Origin of the sequence: Lysinibacillus sp. FSL M8-0355 (assembly GCF_038008985.1) — a bacterium.
GTDB classification, from domain to species: domain Bacteria; phylum Bacillota; class Bacilli; order Bacillales_A; family Planococcaceae; genus Lysinibacillus; species Lysinibacillus fusiformis_D.
The window spans coordinates 1,644,714-1,664,697 of sequence record NZ_JBBPAI010000001.1; the positions used below are offsets into that span (position 1 = coordinate 1,644,714).

The 19,984-nt window shown below is 39.4% G+C and carries 16 protein-coding genes; 9 read left to right on the top strand and 7 right to left on the bottom strand.

What is annotated here, in order from left to right; translation table 11 throughout:
• Nucleotides 1-18: 18 nt before the first annotated feature.
• The 4 genes from MKY46_RS07820 to MKY46_RS07835 all read right to left on the bottom strand — a co-directional run bounded on the left by MKY46_RS07820 (nt 19) and on the right by MKY46_RS07835 (nt 5,112).
• A complete protein-coding gene (locus MKY46_RS07820; RefSeq protein ID WP_340833906.1) occupies nt 19-1,092 on the bottom strand; it encodes a sensor histidine kinase in 1,074 nt (357 codons plus the stop codon).
• Entirely contained in the window at nt 1,089-1,766 is a 678-nt protein-coding gene (locus MKY46_RS07825; RefSeq protein WP_036118499.1) for a response regulator transcription factor, read from the bottom strand. Before MKY46_RS07825 ends, MKY46_RS07820 begins: the two co-directional genes overlap by 4 nt.
• A 14-nt stretch (nt 1,767-1,780) precedes the next feature.
• A complete protein-coding gene (locus MKY46_RS07830; RefSeq protein ID WP_036118496.1) occupies nt 1,781-3,538 on the bottom strand; it encodes an ABC transporter ATP-binding protein in 1,758 nt (585 codons plus the stop codon).
• Between the two features lie 389 nt (nt 3,539-3,927).
• Nucleotides 3,928-5,112, bottom strand: a complete 1,185-nt coding sequence (locus tag MKY46_RS07835) for an MFS transporter (protein ID WP_036118493.1) — start codon at nt 5,110-5,112, stop codon at nt 3,928-3,930.
• A gap of 125 nt (nt 5,113-5,237) precedes the next feature.
• Between MKY46_RS07835 and MKY46_RS07840 the strand changes: the two genes are divergently transcribed.
• Both MKY46_RS07840 and MKY46_RS07845 read left to right on the top strand, forming a co-directional pair.
• Nucleotides 5,238-6,116, top strand: coding sequence for a LysR family transcriptional regulator (locus tag MKY46_RS07840; protein WP_036118490.1), 879 nt, complete (start codon nt 5,238-5,240; stop codon nt 6,114-6,116).
• Between the two features lie 198 nt (nt 6,117-6,314).
• Complete coding sequence (locus tag MKY46_RS07845) at nt 6,315-7,565, top strand: MFS transporter (protein WP_101966311.1); 1,251 nt, start codon at nt 6,315-6,317, stop codon at nt 7,563-7,565.
• 52 nt (nt 7,566-7,617) lie between these two features.
• Here the strand turns inward: MKY46_RS07845 and MKY46_RS07850 are convergent, their stop codons facing one another.
• Nucleotides 7,618-9,453 carry a multicopper oxidase family protein gene (locus MKY46_RS07850; RefSeq protein WP_036118480.1) on the bottom strand — a complete coding sequence of 612 codons (1,836 nt, stop codon included), beginning with the start codon at nt 9,451-9,453 and terminating at the stop codon, nt 7,618-7,620.
• Between the two features lie 312 nt (nt 9,454-9,765).
• Between MKY46_RS07850 and MKY46_RS07855 the strand changes: the two genes are divergently transcribed.
• From MKY46_RS07855 to MKY46_RS07885, 7 genes are all read left to right on the top strand, one after another.
• The gene (locus tag MKY46_RS07855) at nt 9,766-11,190 is read left to right on the top strand and encodes a tetratricopeptide repeat-containing diguanylate cyclase (RefSeq protein ID WP_271912839.1); all 1,425 of its coding nucleotides are present in this window, start codon (nt 9,766-9,768) and stop codon (nt 11,188-11,190) included.
• A gap of 274 nt (nt 11,191-11,464) precedes the next feature.
• Nucleotides 11,465-11,947 carry a cell wall elongation regulator TseB-like domain-containing protein gene (locus MKY46_RS07860; RefSeq protein ID WP_036118471.1) on the top strand — a complete coding sequence of 161 codons (483 nt, stop codon included), beginning with the start codon at nt 11,465-11,467 and terminating at the stop codon, nt 11,945-11,947.
• 16 nt (nt 11,948-11,963) lie between these two features.
• A complete protein-coding gene (locus MKY46_RS07865; RefSeq protein WP_036118468.1) occupies nt 11,964-13,157 on the top strand; it encodes a pyridoxal phosphate-dependent aminotransferase in 1,194 nt (397 codons plus the stop codon).
• 28 nt (nt 13,158-13,185) lie between these two features.
• Nucleotides 13,186-14,481, top strand: coding sequence for an asparagine--tRNA ligase (asnS, locus tag MKY46_RS07870; RefSeq protein ID WP_036118465.1), 1,296 nt, complete (start codon nt 13,186-13,188; stop codon nt 14,479-14,481).
• A 76-nt stretch (nt 14,482-14,557) separates the two neighbouring features.
• The gene (locus tag MKY46_RS07875; protein WP_036118461.1) at nt 14,558-15,289 is read left to right on the top strand and encodes a DnaD domain-containing protein; all 732 of its coding nucleotides are present in this window, start codon (nt 14,558-14,560) and stop codon (nt 15,287-15,289) included.
• Between the two features lie 13 nt (nt 15,290-15,302).
• Nucleotides 15,303-15,965 (top strand): endonuclease III, encoded by a 663-nt coding sequence (gene nth, locus MKY46_RS07880; RefSeq protein ID WP_036118459.1) that lies wholly within the window; start codon nt 15,303-15,305, stop codon nt 15,963-15,965.
• Nucleotides 15,962-16,276: a YpoC family protein gene (locus MKY46_RS07885; RefSeq protein ID WP_036118455.1), complete on the top strand. Its 315-nt coding sequence runs from the start codon at nt 15,962-15,964 to the stop codon at nt 16,274-16,276. The genes nth and MKY46_RS07885 overlap by 4 nt, the downstream gene beginning before the upstream one ends.
• A gap of 189 nt (nt 16,277-16,465) precedes the next feature.
• Here the strand turns inward: MKY46_RS07885 and MKY46_RS07890 are convergent, their stop codons facing one another.
• Together MKY46_RS07890 and recU are read right to left on the bottom strand one after the other, a co-directional pair.
• Nucleotides 16,466-19,114 (bottom strand): penicillin-binding protein 1A, encoded by a 2,649-nt coding sequence (locus MKY46_RS07890; RefSeq protein WP_036118444.1) that lies wholly within the window; start codon nt 19,112-19,114, stop codon nt 16,466-16,468.
• A gap of 2 nt (nt 19,115-19,116) precedes the next feature.
• The gene (recU, locus tag MKY46_RS07895; RefSeq protein ID WP_058845086.1) at nt 19,117-19,761 is read right to left on the bottom strand and encodes a Holliday junction resolvase RecU; all 645 of its coding nucleotides are present in this window, start codon (nt 19,759-19,761) and stop codon (nt 19,117-19,119) included.
• Nucleotides 19,762-19,984: the final 223 nt, after the last annotated feature.

Genomic DNA, 19,984 nt, shown 5'->3' on the forward strand with positions numbered 1-19,984 from the left:
AACTCGTGCAGACCGCTTTTAGTCGTTTGCACGAGCTGATGTACTATCGATGGGCACTGTAACCAAAAAGCTTGTAAATTCAGCGAGCTTGCTCTCCACAGCAATAGTTCCATGGTGCATATCAATAATTTTTTTGACAATGGCTAATCCTAAGCCACTGCCACCATTAGCCGATGTTCGTGATTGATCAGCCTTATAAAACCTTTCAAAAATATGCATTTGTTGTTCTTCTGTTAGACCAATTCCAGTATCTTGAATAATGACAGTGATCGAATCTAACTGCTTCTTCATAGACAACGTGATGGTCCCTTTAGCAGGTGTAAATTTAATGCTGTTCGTCAGCAAATTCATCCAGACTTGATTCATTAAATCCTCATCTGCTGTGATGCTTATATTGTCAAGATGGAGGTCAAAGTCAAGCTGTTTGGCTAGCCAATTCGGTTCAAGAGCTAGGACAACAGTGCGTAATTGTTTATCAAGCCGATAATTTTTAGGTTCAAAGGGATGGTGATGTGATTCTAAGGATGTTAGTTTGAGTAAGTTATCACTGATTTTTGATAAACGATTACTTTCCACTTCAATAATGTCTAAATAATGCTGACGCTTTTCTTCGGGCAAATTAATATTTTTAAGTGCCTTCGCAAAGCCATTAATAGACGTTAAAGGTGACTGAATTTCATGAGAGACGTTTGAAATGAACTCTTGACGCATTCTTTCAAGTTCACCTAATTCAACGGCCATATGATTGATGCCATGGATTAATTGCCCAAATTGGTCTTTTTCATCTGCTTTCAAGTCTAACTGGACATCAAAATCACCTTTTGCCATGCGACTTAATGCATCAACGATTTTATCCCAGTAGTTACGTTGTCGGTTCAGTCCAATTAAAAAGATAATTGCAGCAGAACAGGCAAAGAGTACAAATACACCAATTACCGTGCCTAATTGTAGCCAGAAACCATGGGGCTCTGTCCCCAATCGAGCATACAGCCAAGTGGTTGCGTGATAGGCAATAAAAGCAAATACAGTATTGGCAATAAGGAACAGGCAAAAGACCATTGCCAATCTTACAAGGAATCTTCGTTTTCTCATGACATTAATTCCAAACGATAGCCAAGACCACGAATAGTGCGAATGACAAAGCCACTCAGCTCTTGTGGGAAACGCTCGCGTATTCTTTTAATATGAACATCGACTGTTCGCTCATCTCCCTCATAGTCATAGCCCCATATTTCTTCAATTAATTGTTCTCTTGAAAAGGTTTTACCAACATAGCTGGCTAGGGTAAATAAAAGCTCGAACTCCTTTAAGCGAAGTAGAATAGTCTGTCCATTCATATCTACTTCATGTGTATGGCGATTGAGTTTGACGTTACCTGCTTCGACAACCTGAGAGAGAGAAATGCGATATCTTTTTAAAATCGATTTTACACGCACGATTAGCTCGGCTGGCTCGAATGGCTTCACGAGATAATCATCTGTCCCTAAATGAAAGCCTTTGACCTTTTGAGAAGTTTCGCCCTTCGCTGTCAGCATCAGGATAGGGAGGTCTGTATCAAATGAACGTATTTCCTCACATAATGCCCAGCCATCCATATTGGGCATCATAATATCCATTATGACCATATCCACTTTTTCAGTGGCTAATTGGGACAGTGCATCCACACCGTCCATAGCCTCAATCACCTCTAAGCCTTCATTTTGTAGAAAGACTTTTACTAATTCTCGAATATGTGCATCATCATCCACCACTAATAGTTTTGTCATCTCAACAAACCCCTTTATTCATCCTCTTTAATACGTAATTGTTGCATCGCAAACTCACGGTACATAGCATGTGTTTCAAAGAGCGTTTCGTGTGTACCACATCCTGTAATATGCCCTTTCTCAATAAAGAGTATTTGATCGGCATCTACTACTGTTGATAGACGGTGCGCAATAACCAATGTTGTGCGACCTTCCATTAAGTTGTCTAATGCTTTTTGTACATAAATTTCTGACTTACTATCTAAACTCGATGTTGCTTCATCTAACATTAATATTTGTGGATTACGTAAAAGCGCTCTTGCAATAGAGATACGTTGACGCTGTCCTCCTGAAAGCTTAATGCCTCGTTCTCCAACTTCTGTATCAAACTTATCTGGCAGCTCGTTAATAAATTGATCGGCATAGGCCATTTTGGCTACATTTTCTAGCTCATCATCTTGCACATCTCGCTCAATACCATAGCAAATATTTTCTCGAATCGTTCCTGATAATAGGGCACTTTCCTGCGCCACATAGCCAATTTGACTGCGCCAAGAATGGAGTGAGAATGTTTCTATTGGTATATCTCCTAGCGTAATACTACCGCTCGTCGGCTGATAATATCTTTCTAACAGTGAAAATGTAGTTGTTTTACCACCACCACTTGGCCCGACGATGGCTGTTACTTTGCCTGGTTCAATCGTGAAGTTTATATCAGATAAAATAGGTTCTTCCCCATAAGAGAAATCGACATTTTTAACATAAATGGGTTGATTTACTTTTTCAACTGTTAAGCCTTCTTCAATATGTTCCTCTTCATGTTCAAGCAATGCACTAATACGTTCTGTTGCACCCATTGCTTTTTGCAGTTGAGTAAAGAACATTGTCAATTGCGTCATTGGCATAATGATTTGGATTAAATATAAAATAAATGCCACCATATCGCCAGCCGTCAGCTCCCCAGAGGAAACACGGACACCGCCATAGCCAATAATAGCTACAAGCACAGACATCAGCACAAATGAAATAAGCGGTGAAATCAATGCATGGATTTTTGCTTCTTTTAAGCCAAATGTAAAGAGATTAGAAATACCTTTTTTTCCACGCGCATATTCAATTTGTTCAGCATTGGAAGCCTTGACTAGACGTGTTTCGGGTAAAACTTGATTCAATACAGACGTAAATTTCGCTGTCTCATCTTGCATACCTTTTGAAATGACAAACATGCGTCGACCAAGCAACATTAAAATGACCATTGCCAGTGGTACAGCAATCAGCATCACTAACGTCATTTTCCAATCTAAAAATAACAGAATGATGATCGAACCAATAATCGAAATAACACCAGATAAACAGTTTGCTAAATGCTCTGTAATCAGTTCTTTCACAACAGCTGTGTCATTTGTAACACGGCTCAAGGTTTCCCCTGTATCATGTTCATCATAATAGGGGATTGGTAAGTGTAGCAGTTTTCTCCATAACTGATCGCGTAATTTTGCTACAACATGATGACCAACTCGATTTAAATAGTAAATAGATAAGCCACTCGCAACAGCTTGTGCGATAAAGGCAATACCTAGCACAATGATTTGCCAATAATTAAGTGATTCTAAAGAAAAGCCATCCACTAATTGTTTTGTAAATAATGGAACAATAAAACCTACACCCGTTGTCGCTAAACTCATCACTAAAGCGATGACGAGTAGCCAAATCGGCGGCTCAGCCCGTTTTATTAATTGTATAAAGCGTCGCCAATCTTTTTGTTTTGTCGTATCTTTTGATGTCTCTTGCAAAGAAATAAGCCTCCTTCATTGTTCGAAAACAATGTTTTTCGTTTCTATGGCTTTACTATAGCATGCGATTATGAACTGAATATGAAATGAATCGTCATTAAAAAAGGTGATGTCACCATCATCTTTTGCTATTAGTCTGCGAATTCATCATGGTAGCAAGACTTCCCAAGCAAGCGATAGGTTCTAAGCTTTAGTTGAATTTGTAAAAGTTCCTCATAGCTTTTTAAATCAGTTTATAAAATTTCTTTAATCTATTCGATACGATAAATCAACATTTCCTTGGCGGTTTCGCTAATTTTCATATTTATGTAGATGCAATATGAATTGCAGAGGTACCCATTTAATGAAGGCCAACAAACGATTCAAAAATAAAAAGACGACCTACCTTGCTAGGAAGTCGTCTTTTTCATATGGATATGAGGTTGATTCTGATTGCCAATTTTTAGTTGAATCAGGACCATAGCTAGAACGATGATAATCATGCCAATAATCGCAACTGAAAAATTGCCTGTGAAGTCTCGTACTAGACCAACAAAAAATGGACCCAGGGCAGCGAATACGAAACCAATTGATTGTGTCATGGCTGCCAGGAAGCTTGCCTCGCTCATATCCTTGGCCTCATCGATAGGTAATGTTAATCCTAATGAGAATAGCCCACCTGCACCAATGCCAATCAACATACTACTTAACCAAGGATTATAAGAAAACAGTAGCATCAATAACCCAATTAATTCTAATGATGAACTGCTGATTAGCCATACAGCTCGATGCTGAAAACGATTATTTAAGATAGGCACTAAAAACGTGGCAGGCATTTGGGCGACGGTTAATAGTGTCAGCATCATGCCAGCATCGTGTTTGCTGTAGCCCATATTTTCAGCGATTGGTGGTAACCAAGCCATTATGGTATAAAACATGAAGGCCATTAAACCAAAAAAGCCTGTTAAAAGCCAAGCCTTTTGATTCGTTAGCATGTGCTTCACATTTATACCAGCACTAGATGGTTTAGCAGCGCCTGATTTTTGTTCGACTGGTTTCCACCAAAAGACTAAAGCAATCAGGGCAAGTATAGCCCATGAAGCGGCAGAAGCTTGCCATGAATGAAAGAGATTGCTCAATGGGATGGAAAGCCCTGAACCAAGTCCAGCGCCTACAACAAGTGCTAACGAGTAAAGACCGATTACACGAGACGGATTCGAAAACTTCTCCTTAATATAGCCCGATAATAAAGGACCCGCTATAGCAATACCAATGCCTGATAAAAAAGCCGTAACTAGCATCACCCAGGCAGAATAAGCAAAAAATCTTGCAGCTGTTGCTAGTCCAATAAGAATAAGGGAGTAAGCAATGGCTCTCTCAATGCTCCAACGATTGGCTAGTTGTATCGCAAAAGGAGCAAACAAGCCCATACATAGCACAGCTAAAGATGTTAATAAACTTGCAGTAGCCGCACTCATATGTAAAGATTCGCGGATGATGCCTAACAAAGGTGAGACCGAAGTAATCACAGGACGTAAATTAAATGAAGCTAAAATAATAGCGATAATGGGTATAATTGTTTGCTTTGCATTCATGTTATTTCAACTCCGATACAATTCATAGTAAGTTCAAATTGAAGTCTATACTAACCAAGATGATTGAACAATACTATTATTACTATTACAATAATAGATAAAAACTATGATTGGGTGTGATCGGTGTGGAAATACGTCATTTACACTATTTTATGGCAGTCTGTGAGGAGTTACATTTTACAAAAGCTGCTGAGAAACTTGGCATTTCTCAGCCAACATTAAGTCAGCAAATACGCGTGCTTGAGGACGAGTTAGGTATGCCATTGTTTGATCGGATTGGAAAAAAGATTGTTGTAACAGAGGCTGGCTCTCTATTATTTAGCTATGCTACGGAAATGCTCACAACATTACAAAATGTTAAAGATGCTATCAATGATTTACAGGAGCTGCAAAGAGGACAAATAAGTGTTGGCATTATGCCATCTGATTTAGATTATCGGATTACACAGCTTGTCATTGACTTTCATCAAAAATTTCCGAAAGTAAAACTGAGGATACTGGCTTCTATTGATATTATGCGGCAGGTTCTTGAAAATGAAGTGGATATTGGCATTGGGACGAATGTGGAGCCAGATGATCGTTTGGTAATCATTCCTTTACGTAGAGAGGAGTATGTGCTGACCGTTTCACAGGAGCACCCATTGGCGAATCAAACCGCTATCACCATTGCTGAATTGAAAGGCCTGCCTATGGTGATGTATCCAGAAGGCTTCTTTGGCAGAGAGATTGTAGAGGAGGCTGTAAAAAAACATGGTTTTCAGCTTCATTCTATTCTTGAAACAAGCTCTGTCACGTCGATTATGAATCTTGTCCGTGCCAATATTGGTGCGACAGTGCAACCATACCATCTAATCCAACAAATAAATGATCCTACTTTGTGTAGTATACGTATTTCAGATGGAGCACCTAGCCGTAGCTTGTCTATCATTTACCGAGTAGATCGCTATGTCAGCCAAGCAACAACAGCATTTATTAAACAAATTAAAGAATATTTCAAGGCTTGAAGCAAACAGTTAAGAAGATAAATTGCCAAATAAAGTTCCTTTTTTTGGTGAGATTACATATACTATTTATAAACCGACAGTCAGTCTAATTTATGTAGGGCAAGATATGAAGCGTGTAAAGTTTCACTTGTGCCTACACTTTTTTTACACAAATAATGACCGACAGTCGGTCTAATAAATTGAAGAGGTGGTCATTAAATGGAAATAACAATAACAGAAAAGGGCTATTCGAAAGATTTTTTTATAATGGTAGTTGGGCAAATTATTTCTATTTTGGGCTCTGCACTTTTAAGATTTGCTTTGTCACTTTTTGTGTTAGATATGACAGGACGCGCAGATCTTTTCGCTTTGCTTTTTGCTATTTCATGCCTACCTATTTTACTTACGCCATTTGGTGGTGCTATAGCAGATCGATTCAATCGACGTAATTTAATGGTCCTATTTGATTTTATCAGTAGTGCTATTGTCTTTATTTTCTTTTTCGTGTTACTGACAGACAATCATTCCGTGTTATCGATAGGGTTTGTTATGGTGCTGTTATCACTTGTCAGTGCAATGTATACACCAGCCGTAATGGCTAGTATCCCTATATTGGTTAGTGAACAGAAACTAGAACAAGCCAATGGCATTGTCAACGGAGTGCAGGCTTTGGCAGGTGTGACTGCACCTGTACTAGGGGGAATTTTATATGGTGTGCTCGGCCTAAAAATGCTGGTCATTGTAAGTGGTTTTTTATTCTTCTTTACAGCTATTGTAGAAATGTTTATGACGATTCCCTTTATAAAGCGAGACTACGATGGGCATTTGGTGCAAATATTAATGAAGGATATGAAAGAAGGTTTTACCTATGTGGTGAAGCAAACATTTATTTTAAAATGCACGCTACTAGCTGCTTTATTGAATTTATTATTGACACCGCTTTTTGTTGTGGGCGTGCCGATTATCCTTCGCGTCACAATGGAAAGTAGTGATGCATTATATGGAATAGGTATGGGTATCATTGATTTGGCAACCATTTTAGGAGCATTAACGATGGGCTATTTTGCACAAAAGCTTCGTATTCACAACCTCTACATTTGGGTGTTGCTGTCGGCATTATTAGTCATTCCTATGGCGATGGCTGTGTTGCCTCGAATGTTACTAGTAGGCTATTATCCTTCATACGGCATCTTTATTGGGTGTGCCGTTGTGATTGCGATGATGATGACGATCATTTCCATTTACGTGATGACCCTTGTCCAAAAGCAAACACCAAATGATAAATTAGGGAAGGTCATGGCAATTATGATGGCAGTATCACAATGTATGGCTCCACTTGGGCAAATAGGGTATGGTATGTTGTTCGAGGTCTTTCAAGGTAGGATTTATATACCTGTTCTCATGATAGCTGTATGTGTACTATTGTTAGCGTTCATAACGAACAGAGTATGGCGATTTGAGACTAAATGATTTGTTATAACAAAGAAAACCACCTTTTTAATGGTAGTTTTCTTTGTAAAGCTTAAAATCTTCTCGCTCTATGACGCCTCTGCCTGTTAGTAGGAGCCTGCGTAGGCAAGAATGGGAAGAGAAGTGGTGGCCTAAACTGTGCATTATTGCCTACATGGACAGCCAGCGATTCCTTTTCACTCGTAGGAGCCGCACTCTCTTCCTCCTGTGCTATGGCGTTTAATAGCGGTGCTGGAGACTCGTTATGATGTGTAGTACTGGTAGTTTCAGTAGGATTTGTTGTAGCAGTCGCTTCTTGATGTTGTGCTGGATGTTCGATGGCAGCATGTGGCTGCTGGACTGCATGGACGTCTTTCATGACGAGGATTGGCCGCATCATATCATGGTCCTCGTGCTCAAGGAAGTGACAATGCCACATATAATGACCAATATGATCTTTCCAATGCATAATAATTTTCGTTACCTTACCTGCATCAGCTTTCACTGTATCCTTCCAGCCTCGCTCATAGTCACGTGGCTCCTCAGGTGGCCCTGTGAATTCTATAATGCCTTCATTTTGATAAAGTTCCAGATTAAAAGGTCTTCGCTCCAAAATTTTAAATTGAATGAGATGTAAGTGAATAGGGTGAAGAAAAGGTGTAGCATTAATAAAATTCCATATTTCCACACTATCTAAAGATGGTTTTTCTGTTGCTGGGTCATGGTACATACGGTCATTTAATAATAACATGGGGCGTCCAAATTCATCAGTTGTAGCTGTCAAAGGCAGTTGTCTTTCAATATGTGCATGGTGTGTATGGAGATCCATCGTAACGGCTAGCCTTTCAGGAATATCACTTGTATCTTCACATTTTAAAGGTACTGTGACTCTAAATTGCATAATGACATTTGTGTGTTCATTACTGAAATCTGTATCCGCATTGATTAAGGTGATTTCCTGTCCCGCACAGTTTGAAAAATCGATAATCACATCTGTACGTTCTGCTGGCAGCAACTCGACAGATTGGATCAGTTGGGGGGCGGATAAGAAACCGCCATCTGTACCAATTTGAAACATTGGCTGACCATTTGACAGGCTGATAACATAGCCCCTCCGATTGGAACCATTAAGAAAACGAAATCTATATTTACGTGGCTCTACATCTAAGTAAGGCCATAATTTTCCGTTCACTACGATTGTATTACCAACAAAACCAGGTGTAATAGAGGGGTGAACGGGGACTGGAAATGGTGGTTCATCAGGATAAAACAACGAGCCATCCTCATTAAAGGATTTATCTTGTATTAAAACCGGATATTCGTAGTCACCGCATGGTAAATTAGCGCGTTCCTCAAGTGCATCTCTCAGTAAATAAAAGCCTGCTAATCCTGCATAGACATTTAAACGTGTTAAGGCCATTGCATGGTCATGATACCACATGGTAGTGCCAGGCTGATGATTTGTATATTCATGTATTTCCTTATTAAATTTTGGCCCAGTATGCCGATAGTCTCTTGTGTACCATGCTTCTGGATGACCATCACTCTCCCAATCCACATTGGCGCCATGTAAGTGAGTGACGGTTCTTACCTCTTGAGAATCGTTGGCGGCATGAAGTGTAAAATCTACGGGCAAAAAGTGCTGTAAGGGTAGCTGATTTTTATATTTCACATAAATGCTTTTGTCTTTAGTAGCTTCAATGGTTGGTCCTGGATAAAGCCCGTTATAGCCCCAAATGTATGTTTTGGGGAAATGCTTATGAAAACGGTGCTCGCCTTCCATCATGACTAATTCGTAATAATCATTTTTTTGTTGCCCTCTACTATATTTGGGTTTAGCTGTCATTGGTTTTGGAAGTTCATCTACAAATTTTGGAATAGTTGCTGGATCAGAAGGGTTAATTTGCATACTCACAACATCACGTCCTTTTTCAATACTTAAAATGGCTAATTATTTCATCATATGGGTAAAAACAATAGGTAACGGGGACAATGATGGAGAAAAGTGTGTGAAGGCATAAAAATTTAACGACAACTATGAATGGAAAGCGATGATTCATTTTGAAGGTGTAGCGCAAGAAAAAGATGGTTGGACCTAGTAAGAGATTTTGAAATGCAGGAAATAGTTGGTTATCTAATGAAAAGGGCGGACGGAGTGAATAAATATACCTTATAATTGAGAAAGCACAAAGTGTATAGGGCTTGGAGAAGTGGTGAAACGGTGAAATTAACATTAGAAGAGTTAAATAAAACGATTATGGAAATGCGCACGAAGGGGTTTTTAACGGAAGCACTAAAACTAGCGGATCAAGGTCTTTTAGTCGCATTAGAGAGCGAAAATTATGCATATGTATTGGATTTGTACTATCAAAAAATACTAGTTCACCATTCTTTAGGTGACACCTTAAGCATGGTCAGTCTTATGCATGATTATGAGGCGATTTGTCAAAAATATGGTTCTAGCAAAGATTTAATGCATTATCATTTAATCATGTCTTTAATCTATGACTTGGTAGGCATACGTGAAAAAACAGTAGAGATGACGAAGAAATCGATCGCCTATGCACAAGAGTTGCAGGACGCCATCATGCTTGTTCGGTGTCATAATAATTTATGTTATTTAGAGGTGGAGAAGGGCTGTACGAAGGAAGCACTTCAAGCAGGGCTTTTAGCTAGAACATATAATCAGTCCTTATCTAAGACAATGCCCGATCTTGCAAAATTACATGATATTCGTATTAATAATAATTTAGCAGATGTTTATATTTTAGAAGGGGATTTTAAAACGGGGAAGGCCTTGCTGGACAGTACGTTATCCTCTGACATTATTCATCAGCATAAACGCGAAAAAGTAGCTGCGTTGTTTGGCTATGGCTTTTTATATGAAAAGCAGCAAAAGCTTGAAGAAGCCGTCCCCTATTATAAAAAGGCTGTAGAGCTTGCTAAATCCTACGGGGATAAACCGACAACGAAAAAAGTCATGCGTTTACTGTTAGATGTATTGTATCAATTGAATTGGCGGGATGAAATTTTTGATGTACAGCGTGAATATATTGATCTTACAGAAAAAATGAGTGTTGCGAATTTACTACAGCAAGTCATGAATTTGGAATTTAAGCGTCAAAAGGAGAAGCTTGAGAAAAAAGCCCATTATGATCCATTAACGGGCGTGTTAAATCGTCATTTTTTGGATCATGAGCTACATGAATGGTTAAACATAGCCGAAATGACGCAATCATATGTGTGTATTACGGTACTAGATATTGATCATTTTAAATTGTTTAATGATATGCATGGTCATCTGTTTGGGGATATGGCTTTACAGCTTTTAGCCAAGGGCTTGAAGAACTTTTTACATAAGGAAGATGTGAAAATTATTCGGTATGGCGGAGATGAATTTATCCTTTGTATCAAGCATCAACAAAAGGACTATATCAAAACACTTGTCAACAACACGCATGCTTATTTACTCACTTTAAAGCTAGAACAAGAGCATCAAAGCTATCCGTTAAAGGTGAGTATGGGTGCTTGTGTCAACAATCAGCAAAATTATCAGTATAAAGAGTTATTTGAGCGAGCAGATAGCTGTTTGTACGAAGCGAAAGATAATGGCCGTGCCAGCTATGTTCTGTGCGAACTATCATAAATTTACGCATTCCTATTTACTTGGTTGAATAGGAATTTTTCAATGGAATTAAATTTGCTATACCAATCATTTGAAAACGTTATTCTAGCAACGTACAATATATGAAATTAGGAAACACGACAGTACAAAATTGTTGTATAATGTTGTGGTATGAGGAAAGAAAGCAGGTTGACAAAATGGAAAGCAAAATGAATGGTTATACAGTGATAGACATACACAAGCTTCAGCTATGTGTTATGCCAAAACAGCTCAATAGGAAACATAAGGTGAATAGATGAAAAACTGGTTAATTTTCATTTCTGTCTTTATTGTTTCATTGTCACTTGTCATTAGCATTTTAGTACTCTGGAAAGCCGAGGCTCCGTTCCGTTCAATTGAAGAGAAGGCTGAACAGTTGGCACTCGATGCCAAAGCCCTTGCAATTGTCTCGGAGTCCTACACATATAATGGCAAACATTCGTATGTTACTGTGTTCGGGGTAGACGAATACGGTGATAAAAAAGCTGTCTTTGTTCCAACGAATCTAGATGAGGATTCCATTCAGGAAGTGTTATTAGAAGATGGTATTACGGAAAAGCAAGCATTATCGGTTTTTAAAAATGAAGGAAATGTACAAAAAGTCCTCCACATGAAATTAGGTTATGAGGAACCTGGCGCTGTTTGGGAGATTACCTATCTAAACAACCATGATCAGCTCAACTATGTCTATATCATGTTTAAGGATGGCGACTGGTGGAAGCGCATTACGAATTTATAAGAGGAGTAGATCCCAGATGAAAAATTTATTAGCAACACGTGTAAAAACTTTAACACCATCTTCAACATTAGCTATTACTGCGAAAGCAAAAGCATTGAAAGAGCAAGGTATTGATGTTATTGGTCTTGGGGCTGGTGAACCAGACTTTAACACACCTCAAAATATTTTAAATGCAGCCATTGATTCAATGGAAAAAGGATTAACAAAATATACACCTGCTGGCGGACTTCCAGTTTTGAAAAAAGCTATTATTGATAAGCTTCAACGCGATAATAATCTTGCCTATCAATCAAATGAAGTCATTGTCGGCGTAGGGGCAAAGCATATTTTATATACGCTATTCCAAGTTATTTTAAACGAGGGCGATGAGGTTATCATTCCAATTCCTTATTGGGTGTCTTATCCAGAACAAGTGAAATTAGCTGGTGGCGTACCTGTATATGTTGAAGGTACACGTGAACAAAGCTATAAAATTACAGCGGATCAACTAAGAGCAGCTGTGACAGATAAAACGAAAGCTGTTATTATCAATTCACCTAGCAACCCATCAGGCATGATTTATTCTCGTGAGGAGCTAGCAGAGCTTGCAGCTGTTGCAGAAGAAAAAGATATTTTAATCGTGTCAGATGAAATTTATGAAAAGCTTGTATACAATGGTATTGAGCATTTTTCAATTGCACAACTTTCTGATGCAGTGAAAGCACGTACAATCGTTGTAAATGGTGTGGCAAAATCTCACTCTATGACAGGCTGGCGTATTGGGTATGCTGCAGGTGACGCAGACATTGTTAAAGCAATGACTGACCTTGCATCACATTCAACATCAAATGCGACAACAACAGCACAATATGCAACTGTGGAGGCGTATAATGGCCCTCAGGACGCAGTAGAAGAAATGCGTCAAGCATTTGAATCTCGTCTTGAAAAAATTTATCCACAGTTAAGTGCAATTCCTGGCTTCCATGTCTTAAAACCACAGGGTGCATTCTACTTATTACCAGACGTAGCAGAAGCTATGGCTCACACTGGCTATGATTCAGTAGATACATTCGCTGCGGATATTTTAACAGAAGCAAACGTAGCAGTGATTCCAGGCTCTGGCTTTGGTGCACCAACTACAATGCGATTATCCTATGCTACATCTTTAGAATTATTAGAAGAGGCAGTCCGTCGTATTGATGCATTTGTAAAATCAAAATGGCAAGACTAATCCCTCTAGTCGACTTTGGAGGATTTCTATGAAAAAAATTATGATTAAAGATATGCCACAGCATATCGGTGAAACAGTCAAAATTGGCGTTTGGTTAGCTAACAAACGTTCAAGCGGAAAAATCGCGTTCTTACAGCTACGTGATGGTTCTGGCTTTGTACAGGGCGTTGTCGTGAAAGAAGAAGTAGGCGAAGCAATTTTTGCTACGGCAAAAGGAATGACGCAAGAAACGTCTATGTACGTTACGGGCGAAGTGAAAGCTGACGAACGCTCAAGCTTTGGCTGTGAGCTTGCTGTAACAGGTATTGAGGTACTACATGCAGCAACAGATTTCCCAATTACACCAAAAGAACATGGTCCTGAATTTTTAATGGATAACCGTCATTTATGGCTACGCTCTCGTAAACAGCATGCCATAATGAAAATCCGTAACGAAATTATTCGTGCCACATATGAATTTTTCAACAATAATGGTTTTACAAAAATGGACCCACCAATTTTAACAGGATCTGCACCTGAAGGTACTTCAGAGCTATTCCATACAAAATATTTTGATGAAGATGCTTATCTATCTCAATCTGGTCAGCTTTACATGGAAGCGGCTGCAATGGCGTTAGGAAAAGTATTCTCATTCGGTCCAACTTTCCGTGCTGAAAAATCTAAAACACGTCGTCACCTAATCGAGTTTTGGATGATTGAGCCTGAGATGGCATTTGTAGAATTTGAAGAAAACTTAGAAGTACAAGAGCAATATGTAGCGCACATCGTACAATCCGTACTGGCAAACTGCAAATTAGAATTAGAGCGACTTGGCCGTGATACATCGACACTTGAAAACATCAAAGCGCCATTCCCTCGTATTTCGTATGATGATGCGATCAAACTTTTACATGAACAAGGCTTCGACGATATCGAATGGGGCGATGATTTTGGTGCGCCACATGAAACAGCTATTGCGAATTCATTTGACAAACCCGTATTTATTACTTGTTACCCAGTAGGCATTAAACCATTCTATATGCAACCACATCCAGAGCGTGATGATGTTGTCTTATGTGCTGATTTAATCGCACCAGAGGGTTACGGTGAAATTATTGGTGGTTCTGAGCGTATTCATGACTATGAATTATTAAAATCACGTTTGGAAGAGCATAATCTATCATTAGATGCTTATGCATGGTATTTAGAGCTTCGCAAACATGGTTCTGTCCCACATTCAGGCTTTGGTCTTGGATTAGAGCGAACTGTAGCATGGATTTCTGGCACAGAGCATATCCGTGAAACGATTCCATTCCCACGTTTACTGAACCGCTTATATCCATAAGCTAATCAATTTAAAAGTCGCGTAGTGAAATATCTACGCGGCTTTTCTACTTACTAAAGAAGGAGTCTGGAGAAACATGAACGTAAATAATCATCGACTCCGTACATGGACTGAGCAGAGAATGATTCCCATTCCTCAGCTTTTTTTTCAGTTTTATAAGGAGTTAAATATGGAAGATGAAGAGGCACTCATTGTCATGCACTTATTAGCCTTTCATATGGAAGGGAATGATTTCCCAACACCTAATGATCTCAAAAATCGCCTCACAATGTCTGACCATGACATCACATCACGTTTACAACGCTTAATGCAAAAAGGTTTTCTTGAAATTTCACGCGATGTTGATGCGGGAGGCAAGCTATATGAAAAATATTCCGTGTACCCACTATGGGAGCGCATTGTGCAGATGATGGATATGAAAGAGCAGCAAAAAACGGCAGTGACACTTCGACAAGAAGAAGGCGAGCTATTCCGTCTATTTGAAGAGGAAATGGGGCGTCTTTTATCTCCTTTAGAGCTTGAAAAAATAGGATGTTGGCTTGATGAGGACAAGCATAGTCCAGCGCTCATTAAGGAAGCACTAAAGGAGGCTGTCTTTGCTGGGAAACTGAGTATTCGTTATATTGATCGCATTTTATTAGAGTGGAAAAAGAAAAATATTACGACACCACAAGCCGCACAAAAGCAAAGCGAGCAGTTCCGTGAGAAACAGACATTTAACAGAGCACCAGCGCGGACAGCTCAACAAGAAACAACGCAACCAACGAATAAAGTACCATTTTATAATTGGTTAGAGGAAAGAGAATAGGGGGGCATCTGGTTTGTTAACAAAAAAACAGTGGGAGCATTGTCTAGAAGAGATGGATCGAATGTTTCCAGATGCACATTGTGAGCTCGTGCATGACAATGCCTTTGAGCTGACGATTGCTACATTATTATCCGCACAATGTACAGATGTACTAGTCAATAAAGTAACGAAAACATTATTTCAAAAATATAAAACGCCAGAAGATTATTTAGCGGTATCCTTAGAGGAGTTACAGCAGGATATTCGTTCTATCGGTCTTTATCGTAATAAGGCAAAGAACATTCAGGCATTATGTCAACGATTGCTCACTGAGTATGGTGGTGAAATACCTGCAACACGTGAAGCACTTGTGACATTACCAGGCGTAGGGCGAAAAACAGCCAATGTCGTGCTTTCCGTTGCCTTTGATATTCCAGCACTTGCAGTAGATACGCATGTGGAGCGAGTTTCAAAACGGCTAGGGCTCTGTCGATGGAAAGATTCGGTGCTTGAAGTAGAAGAAACGATTATGAAAAAAACACCTATGGACAAATGGTCGAAAACACATCACCAGTTAATTTTCTTTGGACGTTATCATTGCAAGGCACAAAATCCTGGGTGTCATGCCTGCCCTTTACTCGCTGATTGTCGTGAAGGTCAAAAACGCTTAAAGAAAGGCTTGGTGAAGGAAGCGTGAACAATGAGGCTATCGCAAAAGATAAAGTAGATGCATGGTTTGCTCAATGGTCAACCTTGCAAGCAGCGATCCATACAGCCCACGATGCGAGAAACGGTACAGCTAAAGGGCTAATGGAACAAGCCATCGAGCTATTTGAACAACTTGTACAGGCAGCAGGCGATGAGGTGCTACCGATCAATGGTGTTGAAAGACTTTCCTTTATTAAAGCCAAGCCAGGCCAATACGCATGCTACCGTCAGCTAGATGAATTATTCAAAGAAACCAAAAAGCGCACAGCTCGATTGCGAATTCAAGCTAGCAAAAGCTAGGAGTCGATAGACCACCAAGATGCGGATAAAGTGCAAGAAGTGGTGGATAGAAAGTCAAAAGTAGCGGATAGAATGAGCAAAGTGATGGATAGAGTGCCAGAATTGATCGATAGAGCACTAAAGTGCAACAAAGTGTTAAGAACGAATTTAAAAAGCCGAGAAGCAAATTGCTGCTTCTCGGCTTTGTGTTTATTCTGAGCTTTGGTCTTCTTCTATTGGGTTGGTTGGTTCGGTAGGAGGGGTTGGCTGTTGATTGCCATCATTGTTACCACTGTTGCTACCGTTACCGTTATTACCTTGCCCATTACCATTATTATTGTTGTTATTGTCATTGTCGTCATTCCCGTTGTCATTGTCTTCTTGACCAGGATCTGTTGGTAAATCGATTTCTGGCTCATCTGGGTCTTCTGTTTCTAAATCTTCCTCAGGCGTACTTGTGATTTGGAAGGTAGTTGTGCCAGGTTCACTGCGTGTGCCATCTACAATGGCTACGACAGAGATTGTGTAATTACCATCTTCAAGCGTGTTGCCAACAGTTAAGCCTTTGCTGTCTGTTGTACCAAGCGTTATTGATTCTCCGCCATCACGTTTGGCAGTTACTTCAAATGAAGTTGGTAATGGTTCATCTGTTTTTGGATCTAGGATCGCATCATGTTCCCAAGAGATATTAATAGACTGTGCTCCTAAATCTAGGCTTGCTGATACATTGTAAGGTGTAGATAATTCTGGAGCCTCGTACACACTCGACACCTCTGTTGGTTCAGTACCACGAACGAATAGTTCTGTTTGACGTAGTTCGCTAGGTGTATAATCACTTGCTAATTTAAGTGGTTTAGAGCCGACTTCAATCGTTGCTTCTACAACGGTATTTGGCTTTTTAAAGCTTGTATTTTCAACATTTGATGAAATATCTTGCATAATTGATTTAAATAAATTTTGTGGTAATCGACGTTCTTCCCACGTTGTAATTGGATCAAAGTGTTTTTCATAACCACTCCAGATAGCAATGGAGTAGTTTGTTGTGTAACCCGCAAACCATGAGTCTGGTACACTTGTATTTGGTAAATTATATTTGCTAAAATCTTCTGCTGAGTAGTTGGTTGTACCTGTTTTACCTGCGATATCTAAGCCAGGTACATTGGCAGCAGTACCAGATGCATCTGGTTTATTGCCAACTACATCACGTAGCATATCTGTCACCATATAAGCTGTGTAATCGCTCATAGCCACTTTAGGCTCAGGTGTGTAATTTTTAGATGTTTTACCGTCACGGTAGACGATTTTTGTAATGGCATGTGGATCTGTATAGACCCCGTTATTGCCGAAAGCAGCATAGGAAGCAGCCATTTGGATAGGGGAGATTGTAATGGCACCTCCACCAATCGCATCTGACTCATATAGATTTTCCGTTTCAATTCCTAAACGCCCTACAAATTCTTTTGCTTTGTCAGTACCAACCTCTTGTAATGCTTTGACAGCTGGTACGTTACGTGATGCATATAACGCTTTACGTGCCGTCATGGCCCCCATATATCTGCCATCCCAGTTCGTGATTGTTTGTTTTGAATTTGTATAGTTCATTGGTTCATCGACAAGTGTTTGACCTGTAGACCATTTTAAATATTCAATTGCTGGACCGTAGTCAACTAATGGTTTCATTGTGGAACCAGGTTGATTTTTTGTTAGGTCATCTGCATAGTTGAAACCACGCTCAGCACCGTAATGACGACCACCACCAACGGCTTGAATGGCACCAGTCTTTGTATCGATGACAGCTACACCTGACTGAATTTCTTCAGTAGGGAAATTACTGTCGTCGTTCATTACGTTTTCTACAACTTGTTGGGCATTCGGATCAAGTGTTGTATAAACTTTAATTCCTTCTGCCATCGCTGTTCCATCACCATTATTTTCTAATTCATTAATCACAATATCGAGGAAGGCATCATATTTCGAACCTGCAAATGATTGACGTGTTGCATCATCCGCTAGACCTGATTGGACTTCCATTTGTTTTGCTTCTTCCATCTCAGCTTTTGTAATTTTTCCATGTTGATGCATTAAGCCTAAAACCGTATTACGACGTTTTTTCGCAAGCTCAGGGTTTTTTAATGGATTATAAGCATTTGGTCGTTGGACTAATCCTGCTAATAATGCTTCTTCATCTAATGTTAAATCTTTTAATTCTTTACCATAGAAATATTGTGCTGCTGTTCCGAACCCGTAAATACGACCCGACATGAGCATTTTATTGAAGTACATTTCAAAAATCTCTTCTTTTGAATACTTACGTTCTAGTTGGAAGGCTAGCCAAGCTTCTTGTGCCTTACGCTTTAGTTTTTTCTCGTTTTGTAAAAATGAGTTTTTGACAACTTGCTGTGTCAGGGTAGACGCACCTTGTGCACCAAAGCCATCACGGAAGTTTGCCAAGATAGCACCGCCTAGACGATAAAAGTCCATGCCGTGGTGCTCAAAAAAGCGCACATCTTCCGTTGCGAGAATAGCATTGACCATATCTTCAGGTATATCTTCATACTTTATATATTTACGGTTTTCAGCACCGATTGTAGCAAATAGTTCACCGTTTTTATCGTAGAACTCTGAAGAAACAGGGTCCTTTAATAATTCTTCATCAAGCTCTGGAGCTGTGCTTGCATAGTAGGCAAACAATCCAGCGCCTCCAATGAAGCCCGCCACACCGATTGCTAAGAGTGTTAAGAAAATACGTTTAAACCACGTCTTAGCAGGTGAAGATGATGTTGTTTTTTTCTTACCTTTTTTATTTTTTTCAGCGAGAGCTTTTTGGTGCTCTCCACGTGTTCGACGACGTTCAGTCATTCTTATTTCTCCTCACTTTCAGACCTGAAGCATGTTGCATCGATCCATTGTTGGATAATGGGTAAGTAATCGATACGTGGATAATAACTTGTAGGAATTTCATATGCCTCTTCTTCAATCGTTGAAAAGGGTATCGATTTACGATCGCCATTCTCCATTGCTTGCCAGGCCTTTTGTAAAACTTCGTAGGGCACAATAAAATATCGTTCAAAGGCAGAAAAGCGAACGATAATAAAAGCCATACCATTTTGTTCCGTCACTTGCTGCATATGGATCATTTGATGCTCATGAATATTTTTTAAGGGGAAGCTCGTTTTGGAAGCCGTTTCCTTTGCATCAAAATCTATATAATGCCCATTCCAAACACCATTGTAGTCGGTTGTAGAGGGTGTTCGAAAATATGCTTCACGAATAACAGCAGCACTTCGTGAAGGGTACTCTACTTTGACGATTTGCACAGGAACAGGTTTCTTATGAATGATAGCAAGTCGCCTTTTTATATAATAGTCGTTTGCTTCATTAATTTCATCTTCTAGAGTCTTGCCACGATTACTAAAAGACAAATCTTTGCTATTCCTTTTTTTTTCTGTTTTCTGTACAGACACATTCGGCGTATACAATTTTCCGTTTGGATAACGAATTGTCATTCAACTCACCCTTTATCATACTGCTTTTCTATACACTAGTTTACCATGTTTTAGCGGCTATTCTCTACCTCCATCAGTCATGTTATTGCTAATAGAATCGTAGAGAACAGATGGGAAGTAGAAACAAATTACGTCGAAAAATCACTAGCTTCTATTTTACTCGAATCGTCAAAATAACTGATTAATTTTAGTCATGAATTGGCTGAAAATATGTCCCTTTCAG

What these genes read in the sequence shown, in the direction of transcription:
- MKY46_RS07865 (WP_036118468.1), top strand. Translation starts at nt 11,964, where the DNA reads ATGAAAAATTTATTAGCAACACGTGTAAAAACTTTAACACCATCTTCA.
- MKY46_RS07875 (WP_036118461.1), top strand. Translation starts at nt 14,558, where the DNA reads ATGAACGTAAATAATCATCGACTCCGTACATGGACTGAGCAGAGAATG.
- MKY46_RS07845 (WP_101966311.1), top strand. Translation starts at nt 6,315, where the DNA reads ATGGAAATAACAATAACAGAAAAGGGCTATTCGAAAGATTTTTTTATA.
- MKY46_RS07820 (WP_340833906.1), bottom strand. Translation starts at nt 1,092, where the DNA reads ATGAGAAAACGAAGATTCCTTGTAAGATTGGCAATGGTCTTTTGCCTG.
- MKY46_RS07890 (WP_036118444.1), bottom strand. Translation starts at nt 19,114, where the DNA reads ATGACTGAACGTCGTCGAACACGTGGAGAGCACCAAAAAGCTCTCGCT.
- asnS (WP_036118465.1), top strand. Translation starts at nt 13,186, where the DNA reads ATGAAAAAAATTATGATTAAAGATATGCCACAGCATATCGGTGAAACA.
- MKY46_RS07835 (WP_036118493.1), bottom strand. Translation starts at nt 5,112, where the DNA reads ATGAATGCAAAGCAAACAATTATACCCATTATCGCTATTATTTTAGCT.
- recU (WP_058845086.1), bottom strand. Translation starts at nt 19,761, where the DNA reads ATGACAATTCGTTATCCAAACGGAAAATTGTATACGCCGAATGTGTCT.
- MKY46_RS07860 (WP_036118471.1), top strand. Translation starts at nt 11,465, where the DNA reads ATGAAAAACTGGTTAATTTTCATTTCTGTCTTTATTGTTTCATTGTCA.
- MKY46_RS07850 (WP_036118480.1), bottom strand. Translation starts at nt 9,453, where the DNA reads ATGCAAATTAACCCTTCTGATCCAGCAACTATTCCAAAATTTGTAGAT.
- MKY46_RS07825 (WP_036118499.1), bottom strand. Translation starts at nt 1,766, where the DNA reads ATGACAAAACTATTAGTGGTGGATGATGATGCACATATTCGAGAATTA.